The sequence below is a fragment of the Chelatococcus daeguensis genome (genome assembly GCF_001887265.1).
Lineage (GTDB): Bacteria > Pseudomonadota > Alphaproteobacteria > Rhizobiales > Beijerinckiaceae > Chelatococcus_A > Chelatococcus_A sambhunathii.
In genome coordinates this window covers 3367887-3391456 of sequence record NZ_CP018095.1, presented here as the reverse complement: position 1 = coordinate 3391456, position 23570 = coordinate 3367887, and the positions used below count along the sequence as shown (strand labels likewise).

The following is a 23570-nucleotide window of genomic DNA, read 5'->3' as shown; positions in this document are numbered from 1 at the left end:
CGGGGCATCAGGAGGAGGAGTGACGGACATGGCCGTCAGCGCCAACAGGCTCGAGCTTTTGCAGATCGCGGACGCGGTTGCCCGGGAAAAGGTGATCGATCGCACCATCGTGCTCGCGGCGATGGAGGATGCGATCGCCAAGGCGGCGCGCTCGCGTTACGGGGCCGAGACGGACATCCACGCCGAGATCAACCCGCGCACGGGAGAGCTCAGGCTGGCGCGCCACCTCCAGGTGGTCGAGGATGTGGAGGACATGGCGACGCAGATCAGCCTCGACGATGCCCGTCGCCACAATCCGGCCGCCCAGGTCGGCGACGTGATCGCCGACACGCTGCCGCCCTTCGACTTCGGCCGCATCGCCGCCCAGTCGGCCAAGCAGGTCATCGTGCAGAAGGTGCGCGAGGCGGAGCGCGACCGGCAGTACGAGGAGTACAAGGACCGCATCGGCGAGATCGTCAACGGCACCGTCAAGCGCGCCGAATACGGCAACGTCATCGTCGACCTCGGCCGGGGCGAGGCCATCGTGCGCCGCGATGAGCTGATCCCGCGCGAGACCTTCCGCCCCGGCGACCGCATCCGCGCCTATCTCTACGATGTGCGCCGCGAGACGCGCGGGCCGCAGATCTTCCTCTCGCGCACGCATCCGCAGTTCATGGCGAAGCTCTTCGCCCAGGAGGTGCCGGAGATCTACGACGGCATCGTCGAGGTGAGGGCCGTGGCGCGCGATCCGGGCTCGCGCGCCAAGATCGCGGTCATCTCGCGCGACAGCTCCATTGACCCCGTCGGCGCCTGCGTCGGCATGCGCGGCTCGCGCGTGCAGGCCGTGGTGCAGGAGCTGCAGGGCGAGAAGATCGACATCATCCCCTGGTCGCAGGACGCGGCGACCTTCATCGTCAACGCGCTGCAGCCAGCCGAGGTGGTGAAGGTGGTGCTCGACGAGGATTCCGAGCGTATCGAGGTCGTGGTGCCGGACGAGCAGCTGTCGCTCGCCATCGGCCGGCGCGGCCAGAACGTGCGCCTCGCCTCCCAACTCACCGGCTGGGACATCGACATCCTCACCGAGGCCGAGGAATCGGAGCGCCGTCAGAAAGAATTCGTCGAGCGCACCAAGCTGTTCATGGAAGCGCTCGACGTCGACGAGGTCGTTGGCCAACTGCTCGCTTCGGAAGGTTTCAGCTCGGTCGAGGAGATCGCTTATGTCGAGCTGCCTGAGCTTTCGACCATCGAGGGCTTCGACGAGGAGACCGCGCAGGAGATCCAGACCCGTGCCGAGGAATATCTCGCCAGGCTCGAGGCCGAGCTCGACGCCCGGCGCCGGGAGCTCGGCGTCGCCGACGAGTTGCGCGAGATCGACGGCGTGACGACGGCGATGCTGGTCGCCTTCGGCGAGAACGGCATCAAGTCGATCGAGGATCTGGCCGGCTGCGCCACGGATGAACTCGCCGGCTGGACCGAGCGCAACGGCTCCGAGACGACTCGCCACAAGGGCATCCTCGATGACTTCGAGGTCTCGCGCCAGCAGGCCGAGGACATGATCATGGCCGCGCGTGTCAAGGCGGGCTGGATCGAGCCCCCGGCCGAGGATGAGGCAGAAGGTGAGGCCGACGGCAGCGGCTCGCCGGTGCAGGAACAGGAAGGCTGACGCGAGGTATCCTGCGGGTGCCGGCGGGGATTCCCGCCGGCCGCTTGAGGAGTTGGACGTGCCGCGCAGCAAGGACGAAGGGCCGCACCGGCGCTGCATTGTGACGCGGGCCGAGCGCGATCCGGACGAGATGATCCGCTTCGTCGCGGCGCCGGACGGCATGATCGTGCCCGATTTGCGCCGCAAATTGCCTGGGCGGGGCGTATGGGTCGGTGCCAGTCGTGCGCTGGTCGAGGAAGCTGTTCGCCGCAAGGCCTTCACCAGGGGGCTCAAGGCTCAGGTGACGGTGCCCCAGACGCTGGCGGGCGACGTGGAGGGGCTCCTGCAGCGTGACAGCGTGCAGGCGCTCGCCCTGGCCAACAAGGCGGGTCTCGTGGTCGCCGGCTTCGGCAAGGTGGAGGAGGCGGCGGCGGCCGGACGCGTCAAGGCCATCATCCATGCCGCGGAGGCGGCGGCCGATGGGCGGCGCAAGATCGCGCAGGCGCTTTTCCGGGGGCTCGGCGAGCGCGCCGCAGAGGTCGACGTGGTCGAAGTTTTTGCTGGCCACGATTTGGATTTGGCATTGGGGCGCTCTCATGTGATACATGCTGCCCTGATTGCCGGGCCGGGCAGCGAGGGATTTCTTGCGCGGTGGCGCCGGCTGGCGCGCTACCGCAATGGAGAAGGCGGCACGCCGCCCGGGGAGGAAGCCCCGGGCGCGCCGCGCGAACGAGATTTGGACAAACACGAAGGCGCAGGATTCGAGCCGAATGAGTGACACGAAAAACCCGACCGACAAGACGCTGAGCGTGACGCCGTCCAAGACGCTCACGCTGAAGCGCCCCGTCGAACAGGGCGTGGTGCGCCAGAGCTTTTCCCACGGCCGCTCGAAGGCGGTCGTGGTCGAGAAGGTGAAGCGTCGCGTCATCGGGCCCGGTGGCGACCAGCCGGCGCCGGCTCAACCGCAGGCGGCGCCCGCCGCGCCGGCCCCACGCCCGGCTCAGCCGCAGGGCGGCCGGCCGGCGCAGGGGCGCGGTCCGGGGGGGCAGCGTCCGTCCGGCGTCGTGCTGCGTTCCCTCACCGACGACGAGCGCGATGCGCGCCTGCAGGCCCTGCAGGACGCCAAGCGTCGCGAGATCGAGGATCGCCAGCGCGCCGAGGAAGAGGCGCGCCGCCGCGCCGAGCGTGAGGAGCAGGAGCGTCGCGAGCGCGAGGCCGCCGAGGCGCGCAAGCGTGAGGAAGACGAGCGGCGCCGTCTCGACGAGGAGCGCAAGCGTAAGGCTGAGGACGAGGCACGCCGCCGGCTCGGGACGGACGAGCGCCCGGCTGCCGCTGAGGCGCCGCGCGCCGCCGTCCCGCGCGGCGAGATGCGTCTGGCGACCCAGGCCGAGGCGCCGCGCCGTCCCGCCGGGACGTCTGCCGGTCGGGCCGGCGCCGAGGACGATGGCGAGAGCCGCGCCCCGCGCCGGGCACCCGGTGCCGCGCCGCGTCCGACCCCGGCGCCCGCTCCCAAGCCGAGCCGTGCCGGAGGCGAGGAGCGGCGCCGCGGCCGCCTGACGGTGACCGCCGCGTTGACGGGTGGCGACGAGGAGCGCACCCACTCGGCCGCCGCCTTCCGCCGCCGCCTGCAGCGCATGAAGGGTCACGGCCACAACGAGCCGAAGGAGAAGATCAGCCGCGAGGTCGTCCTTCCAGAGACGATCACCATCCAGGAACTCGCCAATCGCATGTCGGAGCGGGGCGTGGACGTCATCCGCCTGCTGATGAAGCAGGGGCAGATGATGAAGATCACGGACGTGATCGATGCCGACACCGCGCAGCTCATCGCCGAAGAGATGGGTCACACGGTCAAGCGCGTCTCCGAAGCGGATGTCGAGGAGGGTCTCTTCGACGAGCCGGACGCGGAGGGCACGCTCCTGCCGCGCCCCCCGGTCGTCACCATCATGGGCCACGTCGATCACGGCAAGACGTCGCTGCTCGACGCAATTCGCCACGCCAATGTGGTGGCGGGCGAGGCCGGCGGCATCACCCAGCACATCGGCGCCTATCAGGTGACCTCGCCGCTGGGCGGCAAGATCACCTTTATCGACACGCCCGGCCACGCGGCCTTCACCGCCATGCGCGCCCGCGGTGCCAAGGTGACGGACATCGTGGTGCTCGTGGTCGCTGCCGATGATGGTGTCATGCCGCAGACGGTCGAGGCCATCAACCATGCCAAGGCGGCCGGCGTGCCGCTGATCGTGGCGATCAACAAGATCGACAAGCCCGACGCCAATCCCCAGCGCGTGCGCACGGAGCTGCTGCAGCACGAGGTGGTGGTGGAATCGATGGGCGGCGAGACGCTCGAGTTCGAGGTGTCGGCCAAGGCCGGCACCAATCTCGACAAGCTGCTCGAGGGACTGCAGTTGCAGGCCGAGATCCTCGACCTCAAGGCCAATCCGGAACGCGCGGCCGAAGGCACCGTCATCGAGGCGAAGCTCGATCGCGGCCGCGGCCCCGTCGCCACCGTGCTCGTGCAGCGCGGCACGCTCAAGGTCGGCGATATCGTCGTCGCCGGCGCCGAGTGGGGCAAAGTGCGCGCGCTTGTCGCCGACAATGGCGAGCAGCTCAAGGAGGCCGGTCCGTCCATGCCGGCCGAGGTGCTCGGCTTCAATGGCACGCCCGAGGCCGGCGATCGCGTGGCGGTGGTCGAATCCGAGGCCCGTGCCCGCGAGATCACCGGCTACCGCGAGCGCCTGAAGCGCGATCGCCTTGCGGCGCGCGGCGCCAGCCAGGCCCGCTCGCTCGCCGACATGATGCGCGACCTCAAGGAAGGCGCCGGCCGCAAGGAGTTCCCGCTCGTCGTCAAGGGCGACGTGCAGGGATCGATTGAGGCCATCGTCGGCGCCCTCGAGAAGATCGGCAACGAGGAGGTGCAGGCACGCGTCATTCATGCGGGCGTCGGCGGCATCACCGAGAGCGACGTGACGCTGGCGGAGGCCTCGGGCGCGGCCGTCATCGGCTTCAACGTGCGTGCACACAAGGAAGCACGCGAGGCTTCCGACCGCCTCGGCATCGAGATTCGCTACTACAACATCATCTACGACCTCGTGGATGACGTGAAGCAGGCGATGTCGGGCATGCTGGCGCCGACGCTGCGCGAGCACATGCTGGGCAATGCGCAGATCCTCGAGATCTTCAACATCACGAAGGTCGGCAAGATCGCGGGCTGCCGCGTCACCGACGGCGTCGTGCAGCGCGGGGCCAACGTGCGCCTCATCCGCGACAATGTCGTCATCCACGAGGGCAAGCTCAGCCAGCTCAAGCGCTTCAAGGACGACGCCAAAGAAGTCCTTGCCGGCCAGGAATGCGGCATGGCCTTCGAGAACTACCAGGACATGCGCGCGGGCGACGTCATCGAGTGCTATCGCGTCGAGGAAATCAAGCGCACGCTGTGAGGGCTGCATAGAAGGCAGGTCCGCCGGGCAGGGCAGAGGCTCTTCCCGGCGGATATTGGCGCGCGACCTGCGGCCCCTTCTTCGGCCGCGGTGCGGGCGTGTTGTTGCAACCGGCCGCGAGGCTGCAGGACCCGGTCCGATCCCGGGGAGAAGACATGGCCAAATCACGTTTCGACACGGGCGCCGGCCCGTCCCAGCGGCAACTGCGGGTCGGCGAGGCGGTGCGCCACGCGATCGCCGAGATCCTCGCGCGCGGCGAGGTAATGGACGAGGTGATCGCCTCGCACGTCATCACCGTGCCCGAGGTGCGGATGAGTCCGGACCTCAAGCTGGCGACGGTTTTCGTCATGCCACTCGGCGGGCAGGACGCGGAGCCGGTGCTCGCTGCGCTCGAGCGCAACCGCCGCTTCCTGCGCGGTGAATTGGCACGCCGCATCAACCTCAAGTTCGCGCCCGACGTGCGCTTTCGTCTCGACGAGAGCTTCGACGAGGCGCGGCGGATCGACACGCTCCTGCAGAGCGACAAGGTCCGACGCGACATCGCCCGCCCCCAAGGGGCGGACGACAATGACGACGACGAAGCCTGACGGGCATGGATCACCTCTCGATGAGCCAGGACAAGGAACGGCCGGGCGGCGGCGTCGCGCCGGGCACCGGGGAAGGCGGCCCTCAGCCGCGCGAGGGCCAGCGTGGACCGCGGCCACCGCGGCCAAAGAAGCGCGATGTGCACGGATGGGTGGTGCTCGACAAGCCGGTCGGCATGACCTCGACCCACGCGGTTGCCATCATCAAGCGCATCTTCAACGCCAAGAAGGCCGGCCATGCCGGCACGCTCGATCCGCTCGCCTCCGGGCTCCTGCCCGTGGCACTGGGCGAGGCGACGAAGACCGTGCCTTTCGTCATGGACGGGCGCAAGGCCTATGCCTTCACCGTCAGCTGGGGCGCGGAGACGGACACCGACGACGCCGAGGGCACGGTGGTGGCGACGAGCGAGGCGCGGCCCGACCGCGCCGCCATCGAGGCGCTGCTGCCGCGTTTCACGGGCACCGTCATGCAGGTGCCGCCGCGTTTCTCCGCCATCAAGATCGACGGCGAGCGGGCCTACGACCTTGCCCGCGACGGCGAGGTGGTGGAACTGCAGGCCCGCCCGGTGCAGATCGACCGCCTGAGCCTCGTTGCGCATGACGGGCAGTCGAGCGTCTTCGCCGCCGAATGCGGCAAGGGCACATATGTCAGGGCCATCGCCCGCGATCTCGGCCGGGCGCTCGGCTGCCTCGGCCATGTCGCGACGCTCCGGCGCACGCGCGTCGGCCCTTTCGAGGAGGCCGACGGCATCTCCATCGACGCCCTGCGCGAGCTCGAGGGGCTCGACGATGCGGCCCGGGCCGAGAAGGGTCTGAGGCCCGTGGCTGTCGGACTTGGGGGCCTGCCGCAGGTCACGGTCACACGCTCGGACGCCGGCCGGCTGATGCGCGGCCAGTCCGTGCTCTTGCGCGGGCGCGATGCGCCGCTCGACGAGGGCTGTGTCGCCGTCTTCGCCCACGGAGCGCTGATCGCGCTGGGGGATCTGGAGCACGGGGAGCTGCATCCGCGGCGCATCTTCAACCTGCCGCAGGCGCGCTGACGGCCGCTCTGGCCTTGGCGCGCCAATGGGTATATAGAGACCGCTTCGCGTGGGGCATGTCTTCGCGCGCAGCATGCCGACCGCGCTGGACGACATCCCGGCCCGGCCGGCGGCAAACCGCCTCCCGCGAGAGCGGCGGCGGCATGGATGACATCAAGCGAAAGGATGAACCGATGTCGATCACGGCCGAGCGCAAGCAGGCGCTTCTCAAGGAATATGCCCGCGAGGCGAACGATACGGGCTCCCCGGAAGTGCAGGTTGCGATCCTCACGGAGCGCATCGTCAACCTGACGGAGCATTTCAAGGTCCACGCCAAGGACAATCATTCCCGGCGTGGCCTTCTCAAGCTCGTGTCGCAGCGTCGTTCGCTGCTCGACTACCTGAAGAAGAAGGATGAGGGCCGCTACCGCACCCTTATCGAGCGTCTCGGCCTTCGTCGCTGAGACTTCTGCCCGGAGCGTCCGCGCTCCGGGCATTTTGCCAGGTGCCGCATCATGCGATGCGGCCGAAGACTGGTGTGGCGCTCCCGGGGCGCAGCACCTCGAGCTGGAAGGGCCGTTGCATGTCGATGCAACCCTTCGGCTCTGCGTCAGGTCCTTCCATGGGGAGGGGCCGCGAACCGGCCAGGCTGACGACCATGGCAGGATCGCCAGACGCTTCCCGCCGTTCGCGCCCTTCAGGGCCGGCGGGGCGGGCAGCCTCTCGCCGTCTTGCTCATGGCGTCGACCACATGGCCCGACCATGAGAGAAAAGACATGTTCGATATCCAACGCGTGGAACTGGACTGGGCCGGCAAGAAGCTGACCCTCGAGACCGGCCGCGTCGCCCGCCAGGCCGACGGCGCCGTGCTCGCGACCTATGGCGAGACCACCGTGCTCGCCACCGTGGTGGCGGCGAAGGAGCCCAAGCCCGGCGTCGACTTCATGCCGCTCACCGTCAACTACCAGGAAAAGGCCTATGCAGCGGGCCGCATCCCGGGCGGCTACTTCAAGCGCGAGGGCCGGCCGAGCGAGCGCGAGACGCTGATCTCGCGCCTCATCGACCGGCCGATCCGCCCGCTCTTCGTCGACGGCTGGCGCTGCGACACCCAGGTCATCATCACGGTGCTGAGCCATGACCTCGAGAACGATCCCGACATCGTCTCGATGGTGGCAGCCTCGGCGGCGCTGACCCTTTCGGGCGTGCCCTTCATGGGCCCCGTGGGCGCGGCGCGTGTCGCCTATATCGGGGGCGAGTACAAGGTCAACCCGACCTCCGCCGAGATGGAAGGTTCCGACCTCGACCTCGTCGTTGCTGGCACGGCCGATGCGGTGCTGATGGTGGAGTCGGAAGCCAAGGAACTGCCGGAAGACGTGATGCTGGGTGCCGTCATGCACGGCCACGCCCATTTCCAGCCGGTGATCGACGCCATCATCCGCCTTGCGGAGAAGGCCGCGAAGGAGCCGCGCAACCTCGAGGCGGCGGACGTCTCGGATGTGGAAAAGGCCGTGCTCGAGATCGCCGAGGCGGACCTGCGCGCTGCCTACCAGATCGTCGAAAAGCAGGACCGCTACGCCGCGGTGGACGCCGCCAAGGCCAAGGTCATGGCCGCGCTTTGCCCCGAAGAGGGCGAGGCCCGTTTCGAGGCCGAAAAGGTCAAGGCCGTCTTCAAGGAGGTTCAGGCCAAGATCGTGCGCTGGAACATTCTCGATACCGGCACGCGCATCGACGGCCGCGACGTCACGACCGTGCGCCAGATCGTTGCCCAGGCCGGCTTCCTGCCGCGCGCGCACGGCTCGGCGCTGTTCACTCGCGGGGAGACGCAGGCCCTGGTGGTCGCGACGCTCGGCACGGGCGATGACGAGCAGTTCATCGACTCGCTGGAAGGCACCTATAAGGAAACCTTCCTGCTGCACTACAACTTCCCGCCCTATTCCGTGGGCGAAACGGGCCGCATCGGTTCGCCCGGGCGTCGCGAGATCGGCCACGGCAAGCTCGCTTGGCGCGCCATCCACCCGATGCTGCCGCCGCATCACGAGTTCCCCTACACCATCCGCGTGGTCTCCGAGATCACCGAGTCGAACGGCTCCTCGTCGATGGCGACGGTGTGCGGCGCCTCGCTGTCGCTGATGGACGCGGGCGTTCCGCTGCGCCGTCCGGTGGCCGGCATCGCCATGGGTCTGATCCTGGAGGGCGAGCGCTATGCGGTGCTGTCGGACATCCTCGGCGACGAGGACCACCTCGGCGACATGGACTTCAAGGTGGCCGGCACCGACCAGGGCGTGACCGCGCTGCAGATGGACATCAAGATCGCCGGCATCACCGAGGAGATCATGCGCGTCGCCCTCGACCAGGCGAAGGCCGGGCGCATGCACATCCTCGGCGAGATGGGCAAGGCGCTCTCGGGCGCCCGCGCCGAGCTCGGCCAGTACGCTCCGCGCATCGAGACCATCAAGATCCCGCAGGACAAGATCCGCGAGGTCATCGGCTCGGGCGGCAAGGTCATCCGCGAGATCGTGGAGAAGACCGGCGCCAAGGTCGACATCTCCGACGACGGCACCGTCAAGGTCGCCTCGTCCGACCTCAAGTCGATCACCGCGGCGATCAACTGGATCAAGGGCATCGCGGCCGAGCCGGAAGTCGGCGTCATCTACGAGGGTACGGTGGTAAAGACCACGGACTTCGGCGCCTTCGTCAACTTCTTCGGCTCGCGCGACGGCCTCGTCCACATCTCGCAGCTCGCGCCGCAGCGCGTGCAGAAGGTGACGGACGTCGTCAAGGAAGGCCAGAAGGTCAAGGTCAAGCTGCTCGGCTTCGACGAGCGCGGCAAGGTGCGCCTGTCGATGAAGGTCGTCGACCAGGAGACGGGCGAGGACCTCGAGGCCAAGGGTAAGTCCGACGCCGAGACGGCGGCTGAGTAACGATCGGCCAGGGTCCGGACAGACCTGTGCTGTCCGGCCCTGCGGGAAGCGCTTCTATCGGCCTCACCGATGCTCGTCGCGGCCGCGGCGCCTGTGCCTGTCGCTCCAGGCTGCAGGGCGTCGATGCCTGCAGCCAGCGCGGGCATGATGGCGGAGACGACGCGGCTGACAGAAAGCCGCCGGAGTGATCCGGCGGCTTTCTCCTTTGCGGCAAGCTTCCGACCCCGGCTACTGGCTCGACCAGATGATGCGAGCCATCCAGGCGATGTCACCAAGGGGAAGAGCGCGGTCCTCGTGCTCGGGGTTGAGCGAGCGCAGCTCCACCGTGCGGGCGGTGCGGCGCTTCAGCTCCTTGGCCATGAACTCGCCATCGGTCGTCTTGACGACGACCCGGTCACCGCGTCGGACGCTCGATGTCGGCGATACGATGATGACGTCACCGTCACGGTAGAGCGGCAGCATCGAATCGCCGGAGATTTCCAGCGCATAGACCTTCTCGTCGATGCCGTCGGGAAAGGACACCTCGTCCCAGCCGGAGCCGACGGGGAAGCCACCGTCGTCGAAGAAGCCGCCGCGTCCGGCCTGGGCGAAGCCGATGAGCGGAATTGTACGGTGAGGCACCTGTTCCTGATGGCGGACGACCGACAGGAAGTCGTCGATCGTCGCGCCAGTCGCATCCAACACCTTGGCGATCGATTCCGTCGAGGGCCAGCGCGGCCGTCCGTCCGCTCCGGTACGCTTGGAGCGGTTGAAGGCCGTCGGGTCGAGTCCGGCCTTGCGCGCAAGGCCCGAGGCGCTGAGGCCGTGCCGGGACGCCAGGGCGTCGATCGCGTTCCAGATCGCTTCGTGCGACAGCATGCCCACCTCCCGCTCCTTGGGAATGGCGCATCGCGCAGCGGGGGCACCGCCACGTTAGGATGACAATCTAACTATAGGACTTATTGCCCCGTTTGTCTCGTGCGAATTCTTGACGCAAGAGCCCCTGAATGGAGGGGCCTGCGCATTGATCTTCGCAGCGCGAGCCCCTACAGCGGGTGGGCACTCGCGGGAGCATGGCGGTGGCGTTGGTATACAAGATCTGTCCGCGGCAGATGTGGGCCGAAGCGGAGGCTGCCGGTGTGTTTTCCGGCGCTCCCGTCGATGTCGCGGACGGCTTCATTCACTTCTCGACGGCCGCGCAGATGCGCGAGACGGCGGCGAAGCACTTCGCCGGCCAGAATGACCTCGTGCTGGTAGCCATCGAGGCAGCGGCCCTTGGTGAGGCGCTGCGCTGGGAGCCATCGCGCGGCGGGGACCTCTTTCCGCATCTCTACGGGCCGCTTGCCCTTTCGGCGGTCCGCTCGGTCAGGCCGCTGCCGCTCGGCGCGGATGGGCTCCATCAGTTTCCGGACGACCCGTAAATGTTCTCGCTCCTCGCATCCTTGGCGCGGCCGGCGCTGCTCGCCCTCGATCCGGAACTCGGCCATCGCCTGGCGATCCGGGCGCTCTCGATGGCTTCGGCCGCGACGCCCGAGCCCGACGCGCCGGCGCTGAGCGTGAGGGCCTTTGGGCTCGAATTTCCCAATCCCGTTGGCCTGGCGGCGGGCTTCGACAAGAACGCCGAGGCGATCGAGGGGGCGCTCGGCCTCGGCTTCGGCTTCGTCGAGGTGGGCACGATGACGCCGCGTCCGCAGCCGGGCAACAGTCGGCCGCGGTTGTTCCGCCTGGTGCGGGACGAGGCGGTCATCAACCGGCTCGGTTTCAACAACGAGGGCCACGCGGCCGGGGTTGCGCGGCTTCGCCGCCGTGGCGGACGGCCCGGCGTCGTCGGCGTCAACATCGGGGCGAACAAGGATACCGAGGACCGGATCAGCGACTATGTTGCCGGCATCCGTGCCTTCGCGCCGCATGCCGCCTATTTCACCGTCAACATCTCCTCGCCGAACACGCCCGGCCTGCGCGACCTGCAACATGCCGCAGCTCTCGATGACCTCATCGCCCGTGTGCTCGACATGCGGGATGCCGTGGCCGGCGAGCAGGGGCGACGGCCCGTCCTCATCAAGATTGCGCCGGACCTGACGCTGCCGGAGCTCGATGCCGTCGTCTCGGTGGCGCGCCGCCGCAGCATCGACGGGTTGATCGTATCCAACACCACGGTGACGCGCCCGCCCGGCCTCGTGGAGACGATGGTCGGCCAGGAGGCTGGGGGCCTGTCCGGCAAGCCGCTCTTTCCGCTCGCCACGGCGATGCTCGCGGCCACCTACCAGCGCGTTGAAGGAGCTTTCCCGCTCATTGGCGTCGGGGGCATCGATTCGGCGGAGACGGCCTGGACGAAGATCACTGCCGGTGCCACGCTGCTGCAACTCTACACGGCCCTCGTCTACAAGGGGCCCGGCCTCGTGCGCGACATCAAGGCAGGGCTGCGCGCGCGGCTGGCGCGCGAGAAACTAGACAGCCTGTCGGCTGTTGTCGGCCGAAACGCGGCCGACCTCGCCCTGAAGGCCTGAGCGGTTCAGCCAGCCACCGGAGGAGAGGGCCGCGCGGGCAAGGTGAGGGGAGGGAGCCCCTGGCCGATGCTGCGGCCACGACGCTGCTGGCGCCGACGAGCGCCGTTGCGAGACCGAGCGGTTGCGTCGTCACATGTGCCTGCGTGTTGGCGGCGCCAGCAACACCAAGTGTCGATGGGTGGCCTCGAACCGGCGCGCGGCGATGGCGGGAACGGCGCGGACTCCGCTCACGGCCGGCGCACCCCTAGCGGCGGCCGAACAGTCGCACGATCAGCCAGACCGGCACGACGATGATGGCGCCGTACAGCAGCCATTGGCCAACCTCATGGAGAGCGGCGAAGCCGCGGCCAACGACGCGGCGGATGAAGTCGACGATGCCGTCGATGAGGCCGAGCGGCGTGATGCCGAGGAAGGCCATGATGGCGCCGACGAGAACCGACAGGAAAATGAGCTTGATCAGGACCGACAGGGGCGAGCCGCCGAGAAAACGCTGAAGCGAGCCGTTCGCCATCGTCCAATCCCCTGTGTGCTGCGGCCGGCCCTTCGCTCTGGACCGGGCTGGCCTCGCATGGTTTCCTCGCATCGGCGCCTGCCGGCCGCCGCGCATGTCGCATGCAACGTGACATGGACGATCCCTTCCTCGCGCGCAAGGTCCCGATGCTCGATCCCCGCCTCTTCCATCCCGATGCCGTCGATGCCGAAACCGCCGCCCTCAACGCGGACATCCTCGCCCGACTCACCGGCGCGCCCGACCAGTGGAGCGCACCCGCGGCCGTGGTGCGCGAGAACCGCGCCAAGGGGCTCGGGCCCTTTCCGCCGCTGCCGAAGAGCCCGCGGGCGAAGGTCGTCACCATCGACGGGCCAAGCGGGCCGCTTCACCTGCGCGTCATCGCGCCCGAGACGCCGCGGGGCGTCTTCCTCCACATCCACGGCGGCGGGTGGATGCTGGGCGCGGCCGACGAGCAGGACCCCTTCCTCGAATTTTTCGCCGAGCGGCTCGGCTTCGCCGCCGTATCTGTCGACTATCGCCTCGCGCCCGAGCATCCCTACCCGGCCGGGCCGGACGATTGCGAGGCGGCGGCGCTGTGGCTGGTGCGCGAGGGGCGCGAGCGCTTCGGCACCGAGCGCTTCATCATCGGCGGCGATTCCGCCGGGGCGCACCTGTCGGTGGTGACGATGCTGCGCCTGAGGGAGCGGCACGGCCTCACGCCCTTTGCCGGCGCCAATCTCATCGCGGGCGTCTACGACCTCGCGCTGACGCCGAGCGTCCGGCGCTGGGGGGAGGAGAAGCTCATCCTCAACACGCGCGACATCTTCCTCTTCGTGCAAGGCTTCCTGCGCCGGGAGGGGGATGTGCGCGCTCCCGACGTCTCGCCGATCCATGCCGATCTTTCCGGCCTGCCGCCGGCGCTCTTCACCATCGGCACGCGCGATCCGCTCATCGACGATTCGCTCTTCATGGCAGGGCGCTGGGCGGCGGCCGGCAACCGCAGCGAACTCGCCGTCTGGCCGGGCGGCTGCCATGTCTTCACGCGCTTCGACATCGGCCTGACGCGCGAGGCGCTGGCGCGGATGGAAGGTTTTGTGGCGTCGCTCTAGATCAGGCCGCGCTCGGCGCGGGCACCTGCCCGGCGGCGGCGATCTTGGCCGCGGCGATCACCGCCTGCGTGCGGCTCTCGACGCCGAGCTTCTGCAGGATGGCCGAGACATGGGCCTTGACGGTCGCCTCGGACACGGAGAGCTCATAGGCGATCTGCTTGTTGAGCAGGCCCTCCGACAGCATCATCAGCACGCGCACCTGCTGCGGCGTGAGGCTGGCGAGGCGCTTGACGAGCTCGCCCGTCTCGCGGTCGACGGGGGCGGCGAGGTCGATGTCGGCCGGCGTCCAGTTGCCGCCGGCGAGCACGGTGCGGATGGCCGTGCGCATGTCTTCGGCGTCGAGCGCCTTGGGGATGAAGCCGGCGGCGCCGAAATCGATGCAGCGGCGGATGACCGAGGGTTCGTCGTTGGCCGAGACGATGACGACCGGGATGTCCGGATGCTGGGCGCGCAGGTACATCAGCCCGGAGAACCCCTGCACGCCGGGCATGGCGAGGTCGAGCAGCACGAGATCGGCGGAGGCGTCCGCATTGAGCGCGGCGCACATGTCGGCGAAGGAGCCGGCCTCGACGATGCTCGCGTCGGCGACCACCCCCGCCAGCGCCTGGCGCAAGGCGCCACGGAACAGCGGATGGTCGTCCGCTATGATGATGCGTGCTGCGGAATCGCTCACGGCCCACCCCATGCTCTGCCGTGCTATTTTTCGCCCCGGGGCGACGAGACGGCAAGCCCCGCGTTCGTCGGTCCCGCACCCGTCAGGCAAAATCCGCACAATCGCCGAACCTTGCGGGACTGAGCCGAGCACGAGTTTGCCATGAGCGGTGCGTCATGTCACACCAAGATACTGCGGACAATAGCGGGAGCGGGAGGCTCGGGGCATGATGGCTGGCGGCAGGCCGGTGGGTCAGGCGCAGCGCCTTCTGCTCGCGGCGGCGATGGCGTCCGTGATCGGGCTGATGTGGCTGCTCGAGCGGGTCGGCGTGCCCGAATCGCTCCTGACCCCCGTGCTGCTCAGCCTGCCGCTGATGCTGTTCCTCCTCGTCGGTCTGGGGGCGCGGACGATGAGCCTCGCCACCTTCGATGCCGCCGACCGCAGCCTGCCGGCGGCGGTGGCGACCCTCGCCCTGCCGGTCGTCGTGCTGGCACTCCTCGTGCTCGCCGGCAATGCACCCGCCCTGCGCTGGGGCGCCGTCGCCGGGCTCGTGCTGCATGCGGTCCTCGCTCCCTTCCTCCACGATGTCGCCGCCCCGACGCCCGCCGGCACCCTCGCCGGGCGCTTCGGCGCGCCGGCGCGCTGCGCCGTTGTCGTCGTCCTCATGCCCGTCACCTTCATCGCGCTCACCCTGATGCTGCAGGATGCGGCCGTCGTCCTCGCGCAATCGCTCGCCGTCGGCTATCCCGCCGCCTTGCGCCTTCTCTTCGTCCTCGCCGCGGTGGTCGCCATGGTGGGCGGGCTGAGGGCCGTCGCCGCGACGCTGGCCGTCCAGGGTGGGCTGGTGGCAGGCTTTGCCGGACTGCTGGCCGCGGCCCTTGCCGCGGCGTGGTGGCACACCTTCGCCGCAAGCCTGCGCTCGGGGATGGACACCGTGATGCCCTTTACCCGGGCGGGCGCGCCGCTTCTGACCTGGCTCGCGGCCGGGCCGGGGGAGGAGATCGTGCTGGCGCCCTTCCTCGTCGCGATGCTGGGCGTCGCGGCTTTGCCCATCGTGACCTGCCTTTCCGGGGCCCTGCCGGGCAGGGGCCTTGCCGGCCGCGTCTCGCTGCGGGCGGCGGTGGTGCTTGCGGCGGTCGTCCTCGTCGCCGACGCCGCCGCGGTCTATCTTCCGGGGGCGCTGCTCGAAGGCTCCTGGCTGCTCAGGCAGATGTCGGCCGTCGCGCATCTGTCGACGATGCTGGCGGGCGTCGCCGCCCTCGGTTTCCTTCTCGGCCTCATCCTGTCGCGCGACGTCTATCGGGTCAGCGCGCCGCGGGCCTCCACCGCCCGCAAGACCGTCATCGCGCGGCTCGCCGTGCTCGCGGCCTTGGGAGGCGCCGCGGCAGCCGGTCCGCTTGCGGGCAGCATTGCGCCAGCGGTCGCGGTGAACCTCATCCTCGGCGTTTCCGCCGGCACGCTCCTGCCGGCGCTTCTCTTCGCGCTGCTTCCCGGCGGGCGGGGCTGGGCGGTCGCGATCGCCATTCTCGGCGGTGCGGCGATCGTCGCCTCGACCGAGCTGCCCGCGCTGGCGCCGGCCCTCATCGCCGGCACGCCAGCGCTCGCCTGGCCTGCCGCGTGGCTCGGCTCGGCGGCGCCGCTGTGGGCGGCGGCCTGGACCGTCGCCGTGATGGCGCTGGGCCTCGCGCTGTCGCGCTGGCGGGGCGGCACCGCCGGTCAGGCGCTCGCATCGTCCTGAGCGGCGCCGATCGCCGTGACGAGCACCTCCCGCGCGTGCGGACGTTCGCGGTGCTCGATGAGATAGATGCCCTGCCAGGTGCCGAGCGCCAGCCGCCCCGAGACGACGGGCACGGCGAGCGAGGCGTCGGTCAGCATGGTGCGGATATGGGCCGGCATGTCGTCCGGCCCCTCGATGGCGTGCACATAGGCTCGGTTGCGCGGGGCGAGATGGTCGAGGGCCGTCGCGAGATCCGCGCGCACATCCGGATCGGCATTCTCCTGGATGGTCAGCGAGGCCGAGGTGTGCCGGCAGAAGACCGTGAGGAGCCCGTCGGCGATGCCGCTCGTCGCGAGCCACCGCCGGATGGCATGGGTGATATCGGTGAAGCCGGGCCCGCGCGTGCGCACCACGAGGCGCGCGCTCGCCTGGCGCGTCACGGGCCCGGCGCCGAGGGGCGTCGTCTCGATGGCATCGTGTTGCGTCATGTCTTCCCCGCCCTCGTCTTCATCGTTTCCCCGCGCGGCAGGAGGCCGGCGAGATAGTCGAGCCGGTCGGCCTCGCGCGGCGGCTTGTCCCAGCGGATGCGGCTGATGCGCGGAAAGCGCATGGCGACGCCGGACTTGTGGCGCGTCGACTGCTGGACGCCCTCGAAGGCGACCTCGAGCACGAGGCCGCGCTCGCCCGTGTGGACGACCTCGCGCACCGGGCCGAAGCGGTTGACCGTCTCCCGCCGCACGAAGCGGTCGAGTTCCTTCAGCTCCTCGTCGGTGAAGCCGAAATAGGCCTTGCCGACGGGCACGAGCTCCTCGCCCTCGGGCCCGCTGCGCCACAGGCCGAAGGTGTAGTCGGAATAATAGGACGAGCGCTTGCCGTGGCCACGCTGGGCATACATCAGCACCGCGTCGACGAGGTGCGGGTCGTGCTTCCACTTGTACCACAGGCCCTTGGGCCGGCCGGGGACATAGGGGCTGTCGCGGCGCTTGAGCATGACGCCCTCGACGGCCTCGGCATCGATGCCGGCGCCGGCTTCGCTTGGCCGGGCACGCGCCGCGACCAGTTCCTCCCAGCTAACGAAGGGTACTAGGGGGGAGAGGTCGACGCGCCCGCCCGCGAGCCGCGCGACGAGCGCCTCGAGCCGCCGGCGCCGCTCCGCGAAGGGCAGGGGGCGCAGATCCTCCTCGCCCTCGCCGAGCAGGTCATAGGCGCGGATATGGGCGGGGAATTCCTGCATCAGGCGCGGTGTGATCGCCTTGCGGTTGAGGCGCTGCTGCAGGACATTGAAGCTCTCGACGCGCCCCCCGCGCAGGACGAGAAGCTCACCGTCGAGCGCTCCGACGAAGGCGTCCTCCGCGATGAGGGCCTCGCACAGGTCGGGAAAGGAGCCGGTGATATCCTCGCCGGTGCGGGAATAAAGCCGGACGATGCGCCGGCCCTCCGGCGTCAGCTCGCGCACGGCCTCGATGCGGATGCCGTCCCATTTCCATTCGGCGCAGAATTCGGCCGGGTCGAGGCGCGAAAGCTCCTCCTCGTCGAGCGGGTGCGACAGCATCGGCGGGCGGAAGGGGGCGACCACAAGCCCCTCCGGCCGATCCGCACGACCTTCGAGCCAGGCGAAGAGCGGCTCGTAGGGCGGCGTCAGGCCGTGCCACAATTCCTCGACCGCATTGGGATCGACCCTGCCGAGCCCGGCGACGGCCGTCTTGGCGAGGCGAGCGGAGACGCCGATGCGCAGCGCCCCGGTGATGAGCTTGAGCAGCGCCCAGCGCCCGGTCTCGTCGAGCGCATCGAGCCAGCGCGCGAGAAGGCCGGGCAGTTCGGTCTTCGCCGCCATCGAGAGGCCCTCGACCACGTCGGCGAGGCGCGGCGGCGGGGCGTTGTGGCCAGTGCCCGCCTGCGATGGCGGCGGCCACATGAGAGCGACGGTTTCGGACAGGTCGCCGACATAGTCGTAGGAGAGGGCGAAGAGCACCGGATCGGTGCGCTCGGCAATGAGCGCGCGCACGAGACCGGGCTTGGCGTTGCGGAAGGAGAGCCCGCCCGTGAGGGCGGCGAGGGCATAGCCGCGCTCGGGATCCGGCGTCGTGCGGAAGAAGTCCTCCATCAGCCGCAGCTTGGCGTTGCGGCGCGGCTCGAAGGCGAGGCGGTCGAGCAACTCTGCGAAGTCGTTCATGCCGAGGGCTCCGCGACGGCTTCCGCCTCCGCCTCGTCGTCGCCGTAGCCGAGCATGTTGAGGGGACGTGCCGCGAGCCCCTCGCGCGTGCACCAGTGCACCAGCGCCTCCTCCTCGCCGTGCGTCACCCAGACCTCGCCGGCGCCGGTCTCGCGGATCGTGGCGCACAATTCGTCCCAGCCGGCATGGTCGGAGACGACGAGCGGCAGCTCGACGCCGCGCTGGCGGGCGCGAGCGCGCACCCGCATCCAGCCCGAGGCGAAGGCGGCGACCGGATCGGGGAAGCGCCGCGCCCACAGGTCCTGTAGGGCGCCCGGCGGGCACAGCACGACCGCGCCGCCGAGGCTCTCGCGGCTGCCGGGCTCGACCTTGCGCAGGTCGCCGAGGGCGATGCCGAGCTCGCCGTAGAGCTGCATCAGCCGCTCCATGGCGCCGTGCAGGTAGACGGGCCGGTCGTAGCCGCGCTGGCGCAGGAGGGCGATGAGCCGCTGCGCCTTGCCGAGAGGATAGGCGCCGAGGAGGTGCGCCCGCTCGGGAAAGAGCGTCAGGGAGTGCAGCAGCTTGTCGATCTCGCCGACGGCATCGGGATGACGGAAGACCGGCAGGCCGAAGGTCGCCTCCGTGATGAAGACGTCGCAGCGCACGGGCTCGAAGGGTGCGCAGGTGGGGTCGCCCACGCGCTTGTAGTCGCCGGAGATGACAATGCGCAGGCCGCTCGCCTCGATGAGGATCTGCGCCGAGCCGAGCACGTGACCCGCCGGCAGGAAGGTGACGCGCACGGGCCCGAGCGTCACCGCCTCGCCGTAGCGCACCGCCTGGGCGGTGCCGCAGAAGCCCTCGCCATAGCGCGCCGCCATGATGGCGAGCGTCTGCGCCGTCGCGAGCACGGCGCCGTGGCCGGCGCGGGCGTGGTCGGAATGACCGTGGGTGATCAGCGCGCGCGGCACCGGCCGCAGCGGGTCGATATGGACGTCCGCGAGGGGGCAATAGAGCCCGGCCGGAGTGAGCGAAAGAATGTCGCGCGCCTGCATGGACGCAAGATAGGTGCTTCCTCCGGACCGGTTAAGCCCGCGAGTCCCGGGTGCCGTCACTTTCGGCTTGACGAAGGCGACCGCCTGACGTTCTTTCCGCCGCCTCCAACCTCATGACCCCCACCCCCATGCGGCCCACGAAGCTGATGACCTCCGGCGACCTCCTCGTCGATCGACGCTACACCTTTGCCGAGAGCCTGATGCGGGAAAAGGACTGGGAGGCGGCCGCCGAACTCATCGGCGAGATTGTGCGCCTTGCGCCGCACTGGGCGCCGGCCTGGATCAGCCTCGGCGAAACGCTGGCGGCGCTCGGCCGGAAGGACGAGGCGCGCGATGCCTTCACGACGGCGCTCAGGTTGTCGCCTGAAGACGAGCTCGGTGCTGGGCTGCGCCTCGCCCGCCTCGGTGCGCTGCCCCCGACCGGCGCCATGTCGGCCGGCTATGTGCGGGCGCTCTTTGACGAGTATGCGGGGCATTTCGACCGTCATCTCGTCGAGAAGCTGGCCTATCGCGGCCCCGATCTCATCCTCGAGACGCTGTGTGGCATCTGCGGGGCGACCGGCCGGCCGCCTCATTTCCGCCTGGCGCTCGACCTCGGCTGCGGCACGGGGCTGATGGGCGAGGCCGTGCGTCCTTATGCCGTCACGCTTGCCGGCTGCGATATCGCCCCGCGCATGGTGGAGCGGGCGCGCCGGCGCGGCTGCTACGACCGGCTCGCGGTCGCCGAACTGACCGCGTTCCTCGACGGCGAGGCACCGGGCAGCGCCGACCTCGTGCTCGCGGCCGACGTGTTCATCTATGTCGGCGACCTCGCACCCGTTTTCGAAGCGACTGCCCGGGCGCTCGGCGACGGCGGTCTCTTCCTGTTCACCGTGCAGGACGTCGGCGACGCGCCGCTTGGCTTCGTGCTCGGCGAGGACATGCGCTTCGCCCACAGCACCGGCCATGTCGAGACGCTGCTCGCCGCGGTCGGGCTCGATGGCGTGGCGTGCGATCCCGCTGTCCTGCGCCATGACGGCGGCCGGCCGGTGCCTGGTTTCGTCGTCGCGGCGCAGAAGCCGGTCCGGCCCCTTTGACAGTGGGCGCGGGATGACGGATCGCGCACGAGGCGCTACCTCTTGGGGGTGACGCCGCATCTTCCGTCGCCCGCCGCGGCTGCTCTGCCGCCTGCCTTCTCCGCCTGGTTCGCCAGGCGCGGATGGCACGTGCGTGCGCACCAGCTCGATCTCCTCGCGAGCGCGCGGGCCGGGCGCTCGGCCCTGCTCGTTGCCCCGACGGGGGCCGGCAAGACGCTCGCCGGCTTCCTGCCGAGTCTGGTCGAGCTCGCGGAGGCGCCGGACCGGGCCGGCCTCCACACGCTCTACATCTCGCCGCTCAAGGCGCTCGCCGTCGACATCGCGCGCAACCTCGAGGCGCCGGTCACGGAGATGGGGCTGCCGGTCAAGGTCGAGACGCGCACCGGCGATACGCCGGCCCACAAGCGCGCGCGGCAGATCGAGCGCCCGCCGCATATCCTCCTCACCACGCCCGAGCAACTCGCGCTGCTCATCGCGCATCGCGAGGCCGAGGCGTTCTTCGCGGGCCTGCGGCGCATCGTGCTCGACGAACTGCACGCGCTCGTGACGTCGAAGCGGGGCGACCTCCTGTCGCTTGGCCTCGTGCGGCTGCTCGCGCTCGCGCCGCAGGTGACGACGGTCGGCCTCTCGGCGACGGTGCGCGAGCCGGAAGTGCTCGCCCGCTATCTCGTGCCGCAGCGCGAGGGGGTGGCTTCACCCGACATCATCACGGTGAAGGAGGGCGCGCGGCCGCATATCGGCATCCTCGAGAGCCGGCTCGCGCCGCCGCTTGCGGGCCACACGGCGCTGCATGCCATGGAGGAGATCTACCGGGCGATCCGGGAGCATCGCCTGTCGCTCGTCTTCGTCAACACGCGCATGCAGGCCGAGTTCGTCTTCCAGGAGCTGTGGCGGATGAACGACGATGGCCTCGCCATCGCGCTGCATCACGGCTCGCTCGACGCCGGCCAGCGCCGGCGCGTCGAAGCGGCGATGGCCGAAGGGCGGCTCAAGGCAGTGGTCTGCACCTCGACGCTCGACCTCGGCATCGACTGGGGCGACGTCGATCTCGTCATTAATGTCGGCGCGCCGAAGGGCGCGAGCCGGCTGATGCAGCGGATCGGCCGCGCCAACCATCGCCTCGACGAGCCGTCGAAGGCGTTCCTGGTGCCAGCCAATCGCTTTGAGGTGCTGGAATGCCGGGCCGCGCTCGACGCCGTTGCGGAGGCGGCGCAGGATACGCCGGACGCGCGCACCGGCGCCCTCGACGTACTCGCCCAGCACGTGCTGGGCCGGGCCTGCGCCGGGCCCTTCGATGCCGATGCGTTATACGAGGAGGTGCGCGGCGCTGCGCCCTATGCCGACCTGCCGCGCCGGGATTTCGACGATGTCCTCGCCTTCGTCGCCACCGGCGGCTATGCGCTGAGGAGCTACGAGCGCTTCGCGCGGATCGTCAAGGGTAAGGACGGGCTGTGGCGCGTCACCACCCCGCGCGTTGCCCAGCAGTATCGGCTCAACGTCGGGACCATCGTCGAAGAGCCGATGCTGCGCGTGCGCCTCGCCCGCCCGCGCCGGGCGGGCGGCATGACCGTCGTGCGCGGCGGGCGGGTGCTCGGCGAGGTGGAGGAATATTTCGCGGAGGGGCTGACGCCGGGCGACACCTTCGTCTTCGCCGGCGAGGTGCTGCGCTTCGAGGGCATCTATGAAAACGAGGTCACCGCCTCGCGCACGGCGGCGGGCACGGACCCGAAGGTGCCGTCCTATGCCGGCGGCAAGTTCCCGCTGTCGAGCTTCCTGGCGAGCCGCGTGCGCACGATGATCGCAAGCCCGGACGACTGGCACCGCCTGCCGAGGCCAGTGGCAAACTGGCTGAGGGCACAGAAGATGAAGTCGCGTCTGCCGCGGCCGGGGCAACTGCTCGTCGAGACCTTCCCGCGCGCCGGGCGCCACTATCTCGTCGCCTATCCCTTCGAGGGGCGGCTCGCGCATCAGACGCTCGGCATGTTGCTGACGCGGCGCCTGGAGCGGGCGCGCCTCAAGCCGCTCGGCTTCGTCGCCAACGACTACGGCCTCGCTACCTGGGGCATTGCCGACATCGGCCTCGCGGTCACACAGCAGCGCCTGTCGCTGGCCGATCTCTTCGCGCCGGACATGCTGGGCGACGACCTCGAGGACTGGCTGGCGGAATCGGCGCTGATGAAGCGCACCTTCCGCCATTGCGCGATCATCGCCGGCATGATCGAACGGCGCTTTCCTGGGCAGGAGAAGACCGGCCGCCAAGTCACCATGTCGACCGACCTCGTCTATGACGTGCTGCGCCGGCACGAGCCGGACCACGTCCTCCTGCGCGCGGCGCGCGCCGATGCCGCAACGGGGCTGCTCGACGTGCGCCGGCTCGGCGATATGCTGGTGCGCGTCGCGGGGCGAATCGTGCATGCGCCGCTCGATCATCTCTCGCCGCTATCGGTGGCGGTGATGCTCGAGATCGGCCGCGAGATGGTCTATGGCGAGGCCGCCGAGCACATGCTGGCGGAGGCCGAGGCGGCGATGATGGACGAGGCGATGCAGTGAACGCGATGGATGGCGAGACCGGCACAGCGGGCGCGGCGCAGGTTCTGCGCCTGGGGCGGCTCGATCTTGTCGCCGATCCCGCCGGTGCGCTCTTCGTCGCGGACCAGGGGCTGCTCGTCGTCGCCGACCTCCATCTCGAGAAGGCGTCATCCTTCGCCAGCCATGGCATCTTCCTGCCGCCGTACGACACGCGCGCCACGCTCGCCGCGGTGGCGCGCCTCGTCGCCCGCTATGCGCCTCGGGCCGTCGTCGCGCTCGGCGACAGCTTCCACGATGCGGATGCGCACGCGCGTCTCGATCCACGCGACCGCAAAGCGCTCGCCGCCCTGCAGCGCGGCCGCGACTGGCTGTGGGTGACAGGCAATCACGATCCGCGGATGCCGCGCACGGCTGGCGGCGAGAGCGCTGCGGAGCTGCGCCTCGCCGACGTGGTGCTGCGGCACGAGCCTGCCGAAGACGGCACGGCGGAGATCGTCGGGCACATGCATCCGGCGGCCAAGGTGCGGCTCACCGGCCGCTCCCTGCGTCGCCGCTGCTTCGCTGTGGGGGCGCGGCGCATCGTCATGCCGGCTTTCGGTGCTCTGACGGGCGGGCTCAACCTGCGCGATGCCGCCTTCCGGCCGCTCTTTCCCCAAGGCGTCACGGCCCACGTGCTCGGCCAACGGCTCTACGCCATCGGCTGGCCGCTGCTGCTGCCGGATTGA

At 69.9% G+C, this 23570-nt stretch carries 20 protein-coding genes; 14 read left to right on the top strand and 6 right to left on the bottom strand.

Annotated elements, in window-relative coordinates; translation table 11 throughout:
• The first annotated feature begins 28 nt into the window (after positions 1-28).
• The 7 genes from nusA to pnp all read left to right on the top strand — a co-directional run bounded on the left by nusA (position 29) and on the right by pnp (position 9582).
• Entirely contained in the window at positions 29-1642 is a 1614-nt protein-coding gene (gene nusA, locus BOQ54_RS16065; protein ID WP_055460196.1) for a transcription termination factor NusA, read from the top strand.
• Between the two features lie 52 nt (positions 1643-1694).
• Positions 1695-2399 (top strand): RNA-binding protein, encoded by a 705-nt coding sequence (locus BOQ54_RS16060; RefSeq protein ID WP_071924282.1) that lies wholly within the window; start codon positions 1695-1697, stop codon positions 2397-2399.
• The gene (gene infB / locus BOQ54_RS16055; RefSeq protein WP_055460198.1) at positions 2392-5058 is read left to right on the top strand and encodes a translation initiation factor IF-2; all 2667 of its coding nucleotides are present in this window, start codon (positions 2392-2394) and stop codon (positions 5056-5058) included. The genes BOQ54_RS16060 and infB overlap by 8 nt, the downstream gene beginning before the upstream one ends.
• A gap of 155 nt (positions 5059-5213) precedes the next feature.
• Positions 5214-5645 (top strand): 30S ribosome-binding factor RbfA, encoded by a 432-nt coding sequence (gene rbfA / locus BOQ54_RS16050; protein WP_063185378.1) that lies wholly within the window; start codon positions 5214-5216, stop codon positions 5643-5645.
• A gap of 5 nt (positions 5646-5650) precedes the next feature.
• Complete coding sequence (gene truB, locus BOQ54_RS16045; protein WP_082464862.1) at positions 5651-6682, top strand: tRNA pseudouridine(55) synthase TruB; 1032 nt, start codon at positions 5651-5653, stop codon at positions 6680-6682.
• A gap of 173 nt (positions 6683-6855) precedes the next feature.
• Positions 6856-7125: a 30S ribosomal protein S15 gene (gene rpsO, locus BOQ54_RS16040; RefSeq protein ID WP_055460266.1), complete on the top strand. Its 270-nt coding sequence runs from the start codon at positions 6856-6858 to the stop codon at positions 7123-7125.
• A 312-nt stretch (positions 7126-7437) separates the two neighbouring features.
• On the top strand, positions 7438-9582 hold the full coding sequence (gene pnp, locus BOQ54_RS16035; protein ID WP_055460200.1) for a polyribonucleotide nucleotidyltransferase: 2145 nt from the start codon (positions 7438-7440) through the stop codon (positions 9580-9582).
• A gap of 228 nt (positions 9583-9810) precedes the next feature.
• Here pnp and BOQ54_RS16030 read toward each other — a convergent pair whose 3' ends face one another.
• Positions 9811-10440, bottom strand: coding sequence for a S24 family peptidase (locus BOQ54_RS16030; RefSeq protein ID WP_055460267.1), 630 nt, complete (start codon positions 10438-10440; stop codon positions 9811-9813).
• A gap of 200 nt (positions 10441-10640) precedes the next feature.
• On the opposite strand from BOQ54_RS16030, the gene BOQ54_RS16025 reads away from it, so the two are divergent.
• Positions 10641-10982 carry a DUF952 domain-containing protein gene (locus BOQ54_RS16025; protein WP_055460201.1) on the top strand — a complete coding sequence of 114 codons (342 nt, stop codon included), beginning with the start codon at positions 10641-10643 and terminating at the stop codon, positions 10980-10982.
• Positions 10983-12068 (top strand): quinone-dependent dihydroorotate dehydrogenase, encoded by a 1086-nt coding sequence (locus tag BOQ54_RS16020; protein ID WP_055460202.1) that lies wholly within the window; start codon positions 10983-10985, stop codon positions 12066-12068.
• Positions 12069-12312: 244 nt separating this feature from the next.
• Here the strand turns inward: BOQ54_RS16020 and BOQ54_RS16015 are convergent, their stop codons facing one another.
• Positions 12313-12579 (bottom strand): DUF6460 domain-containing protein, encoded by a 267-nt coding sequence (locus tag BOQ54_RS16015; RefSeq protein ID WP_019402564.1) that lies wholly within the window; start codon positions 12577-12579, stop codon positions 12313-12315.
• A 146-nt stretch (positions 12580-12725) separates the two neighbouring features.
• On the opposite strand from BOQ54_RS16015, the gene BOQ54_RS16010 reads away from it, so the two are divergent.
• Positions 12726-13667, top strand: coding sequence for an alpha/beta hydrolase (locus BOQ54_RS16010; protein WP_063185462.1), 942 nt, complete (start codon positions 12726-12728; stop codon positions 13665-13667).
• A gap of 1 nt (position 13668) precedes the next feature.
• Here the strand turns inward: BOQ54_RS16010 and BOQ54_RS16005 are convergent, their stop codons facing one another.
• On the bottom strand, positions 13669-14352 hold the full coding sequence (locus tag BOQ54_RS16005; protein ID WP_019402562.1) for a response regulator: 684 nt from the start codon (positions 14350-14352) through the stop codon (positions 13669-13671).
• 196 nt (positions 14353-14548) lie between these two features.
• On the opposite strand from BOQ54_RS16005, the gene BOQ54_RS16000 reads away from it, so the two are divergent.
• A complete protein-coding gene (locus BOQ54_RS16000) occupies positions 14549-16057 on the top strand; it encodes a hypothetical protein (RefSeq protein WP_145979786.1) in 1509 nt (502 codons plus the stop codon).
• On the opposite strand, the gene BOQ54_RS15995 is transcribed toward BOQ54_RS16000, so the two are convergent.
• Genes BOQ54_RS15995 through BOQ54_RS15985 form a run of 3 tightly spaced genes read right to left on the bottom strand, consistent with a single transcriptional unit; the run spans position 16036 to position 19240 of the window.
• Positions 16036-16524, bottom strand: a complete 489-nt coding sequence (locus BOQ54_RS15995) for a secondary thiamine-phosphate synthase enzyme YjbQ (protein WP_071924280.1) — start codon at positions 16522-16524, stop codon at positions 16036-16038. The genes BOQ54_RS16000 and BOQ54_RS15995 overlap by 22 nt on opposite strands.
• Positions 16521-18209, bottom strand: a complete 1689-nt coding sequence (locus BOQ54_RS15990) for a cisplatin damage response ATP-dependent DNA ligase (RefSeq protein WP_071924279.1) — start codon at positions 18207-18209, stop codon at positions 16521-16523. The genes BOQ54_RS15995 and BOQ54_RS15990 overlap by 4 nt, the downstream gene beginning before the upstream one ends.
• On the bottom strand, positions 18206-19240 hold the full coding sequence (locus BOQ54_RS15985) for a ligase-associated DNA damage response exonuclease (RefSeq protein WP_071924278.1): 1035 nt from the start codon (positions 19238-19240) through the stop codon (positions 18206-18208). Before BOQ54_RS15985 ends, BOQ54_RS15990 begins: the two co-directional genes overlap by 4 nt.
• A gap of 128 nt (positions 19241-19368) precedes the next feature.
• Here BOQ54_RS15985 and BOQ54_RS15980 point away from each other — a divergent pair, with 128 nt between their 5' ends.
• From BOQ54_RS15980 to pdeM, 3 genes are read left to right on the top strand one after another with little or no spacing between them, the layout of a single operon-like run.
• On the top strand, positions 19369-20316 hold the full coding sequence (locus BOQ54_RS15980; RefSeq protein WP_063185391.1) for a methyltransferase: 948 nt from the start codon (positions 19369-19371) through the stop codon (positions 20314-20316).
• A 48-nt stretch (positions 20317-20364) separates the two neighbouring features.
• Complete coding sequence (locus tag BOQ54_RS15975) at positions 20365-22866, top strand: ligase-associated DNA damage response DEXH box helicase (RefSeq protein WP_071924277.1); 2502 nt, start codon at positions 20365-20367, stop codon at positions 22864-22866.
• A 5-nt stretch (positions 22867-22871) separates the two neighbouring features.
• Positions 22872-23570 carry a ligase-associated DNA damage response endonuclease PdeM gene (gene pdeM, locus BOQ54_RS15970; RefSeq protein ID WP_055460209.1) on the top strand — a complete coding sequence of 233 codons (699 nt, stop codon included), beginning with the start codon at positions 22872-22874 and terminating at the stop codon, positions 23568-23570.

What these genes read in the sequence shown, in the direction of transcription:
- BOQ54_RS15995 (WP_071924280.1), bottom strand. Translation starts at nt 16,524, where the DNA reads ATGACGCAACACGATGCCATCGAGACGACGCCCCTCGGCGCCGGGCCC.
- BOQ54_RS16000 (WP_145979786.1), top strand. Translation starts at nt 14,549, where the DNA reads ATGGCTGGCGGCAGGCCGGTGGGTCAGGCGCAGCGCCTTCTGCTCGCG.
- BOQ54_RS15985 (WP_071924278.1), bottom strand. Translation starts at nt 19,240, where the DNA reads ATGCAGGCGCGCGACATTCTTTCGCTCACTCCGGCCGGGCTCTATTGC.
- BOQ54_RS16010 (WP_063185462.1), top strand. Translation starts at nt 12,726, where the DNA reads ATGCTCGATCCCCGCCTCTTCCATCCCGATGCCGTCGATGCCGAAACC.
- BOQ54_RS16020 (WP_055460202.1), top strand. Translation starts at nt 10,983, where the DNA reads ATGTTCTCGCTCCTCGCATCCTTGGCGCGGCCGGCGCTGCTCGCCCTC.
- rbfA (WP_063185378.1), top strand. Translation starts at nt 5,214, where the DNA reads ATGGCCAAATCACGTTTCGACACGGGCGCCGGCCCGTCCCAGCGGCAA.
- BOQ54_RS15980 (WP_063185391.1), top strand. Translation starts at nt 19,369, where the DNA reads ATGCGGCCCACGAAGCTGATGACCTCCGGCGACCTCCTCGTCGATCGA.
- truB (WP_082464862.1), top strand. Translation starts at nt 5,651, where the DNA reads ATGGATCACCTCTCGATGAGCCAGGACAAGGAACGGCCGGGCGGCGGC.
- pdeM (WP_055460209.1), top strand. Translation starts at nt 22,872, where the DNA reads ATGGATGGCGAGACCGGCACAGCGGGCGCGGCGCAGGTTCTGCGCCTG.
- nusA (WP_055460196.1), top strand. Translation starts at nt 29, where the DNA reads ATGGCCGTCAGCGCCAACAGGCTCGAGCTTTTGCAGATCGCGGACGCG.
- infB (WP_055460198.1), top strand. Translation starts at nt 2,392, where the DNA reads ATGAGTGACACGAAAAACCCGACCGACAAGACGCTGAGCGTGACGCCG.
- BOQ54_RS16005 (WP_019402562.1), bottom strand. Translation starts at nt 14,352, where the DNA reads ATGGGGTGGGCCGTGAGCGATTCCGCAGCACGCATCATCATAGCGGAC.
- BOQ54_RS15990 (WP_071924279.1), bottom strand. Translation starts at nt 18,209, where the DNA reads ATGAACGACTTCGCAGAGTTGCTCGACCGCCTCGCCTTCGAGCCGCGC.
- BOQ54_RS16030 (WP_055460267.1), bottom strand. Translation starts at nt 10,440, where the DNA reads ATGCTGTCGCACGAAGCGATCTGGAACGCGATCGACGCCCTGGCGTCC.
- pnp (WP_055460200.1), top strand. Translation starts at nt 7,438, where the DNA reads ATGTTCGATATCCAACGCGTGGAACTGGACTGGGCCGGCAAGAAGCTG.
- rpsO (WP_055460266.1), top strand. Translation starts at nt 6,856, where the DNA reads ATGTCGATCACGGCCGAGCGCAAGCAGGCGCTTCTCAAGGAATATGCC.
- BOQ54_RS16015 (WP_019402564.1), bottom strand. Translation starts at nt 12,579, where the DNA reads ATGGCGAACGGCTCGCTTCAGCGTTTTCTCGGCGGCTCGCCCCTGTCG.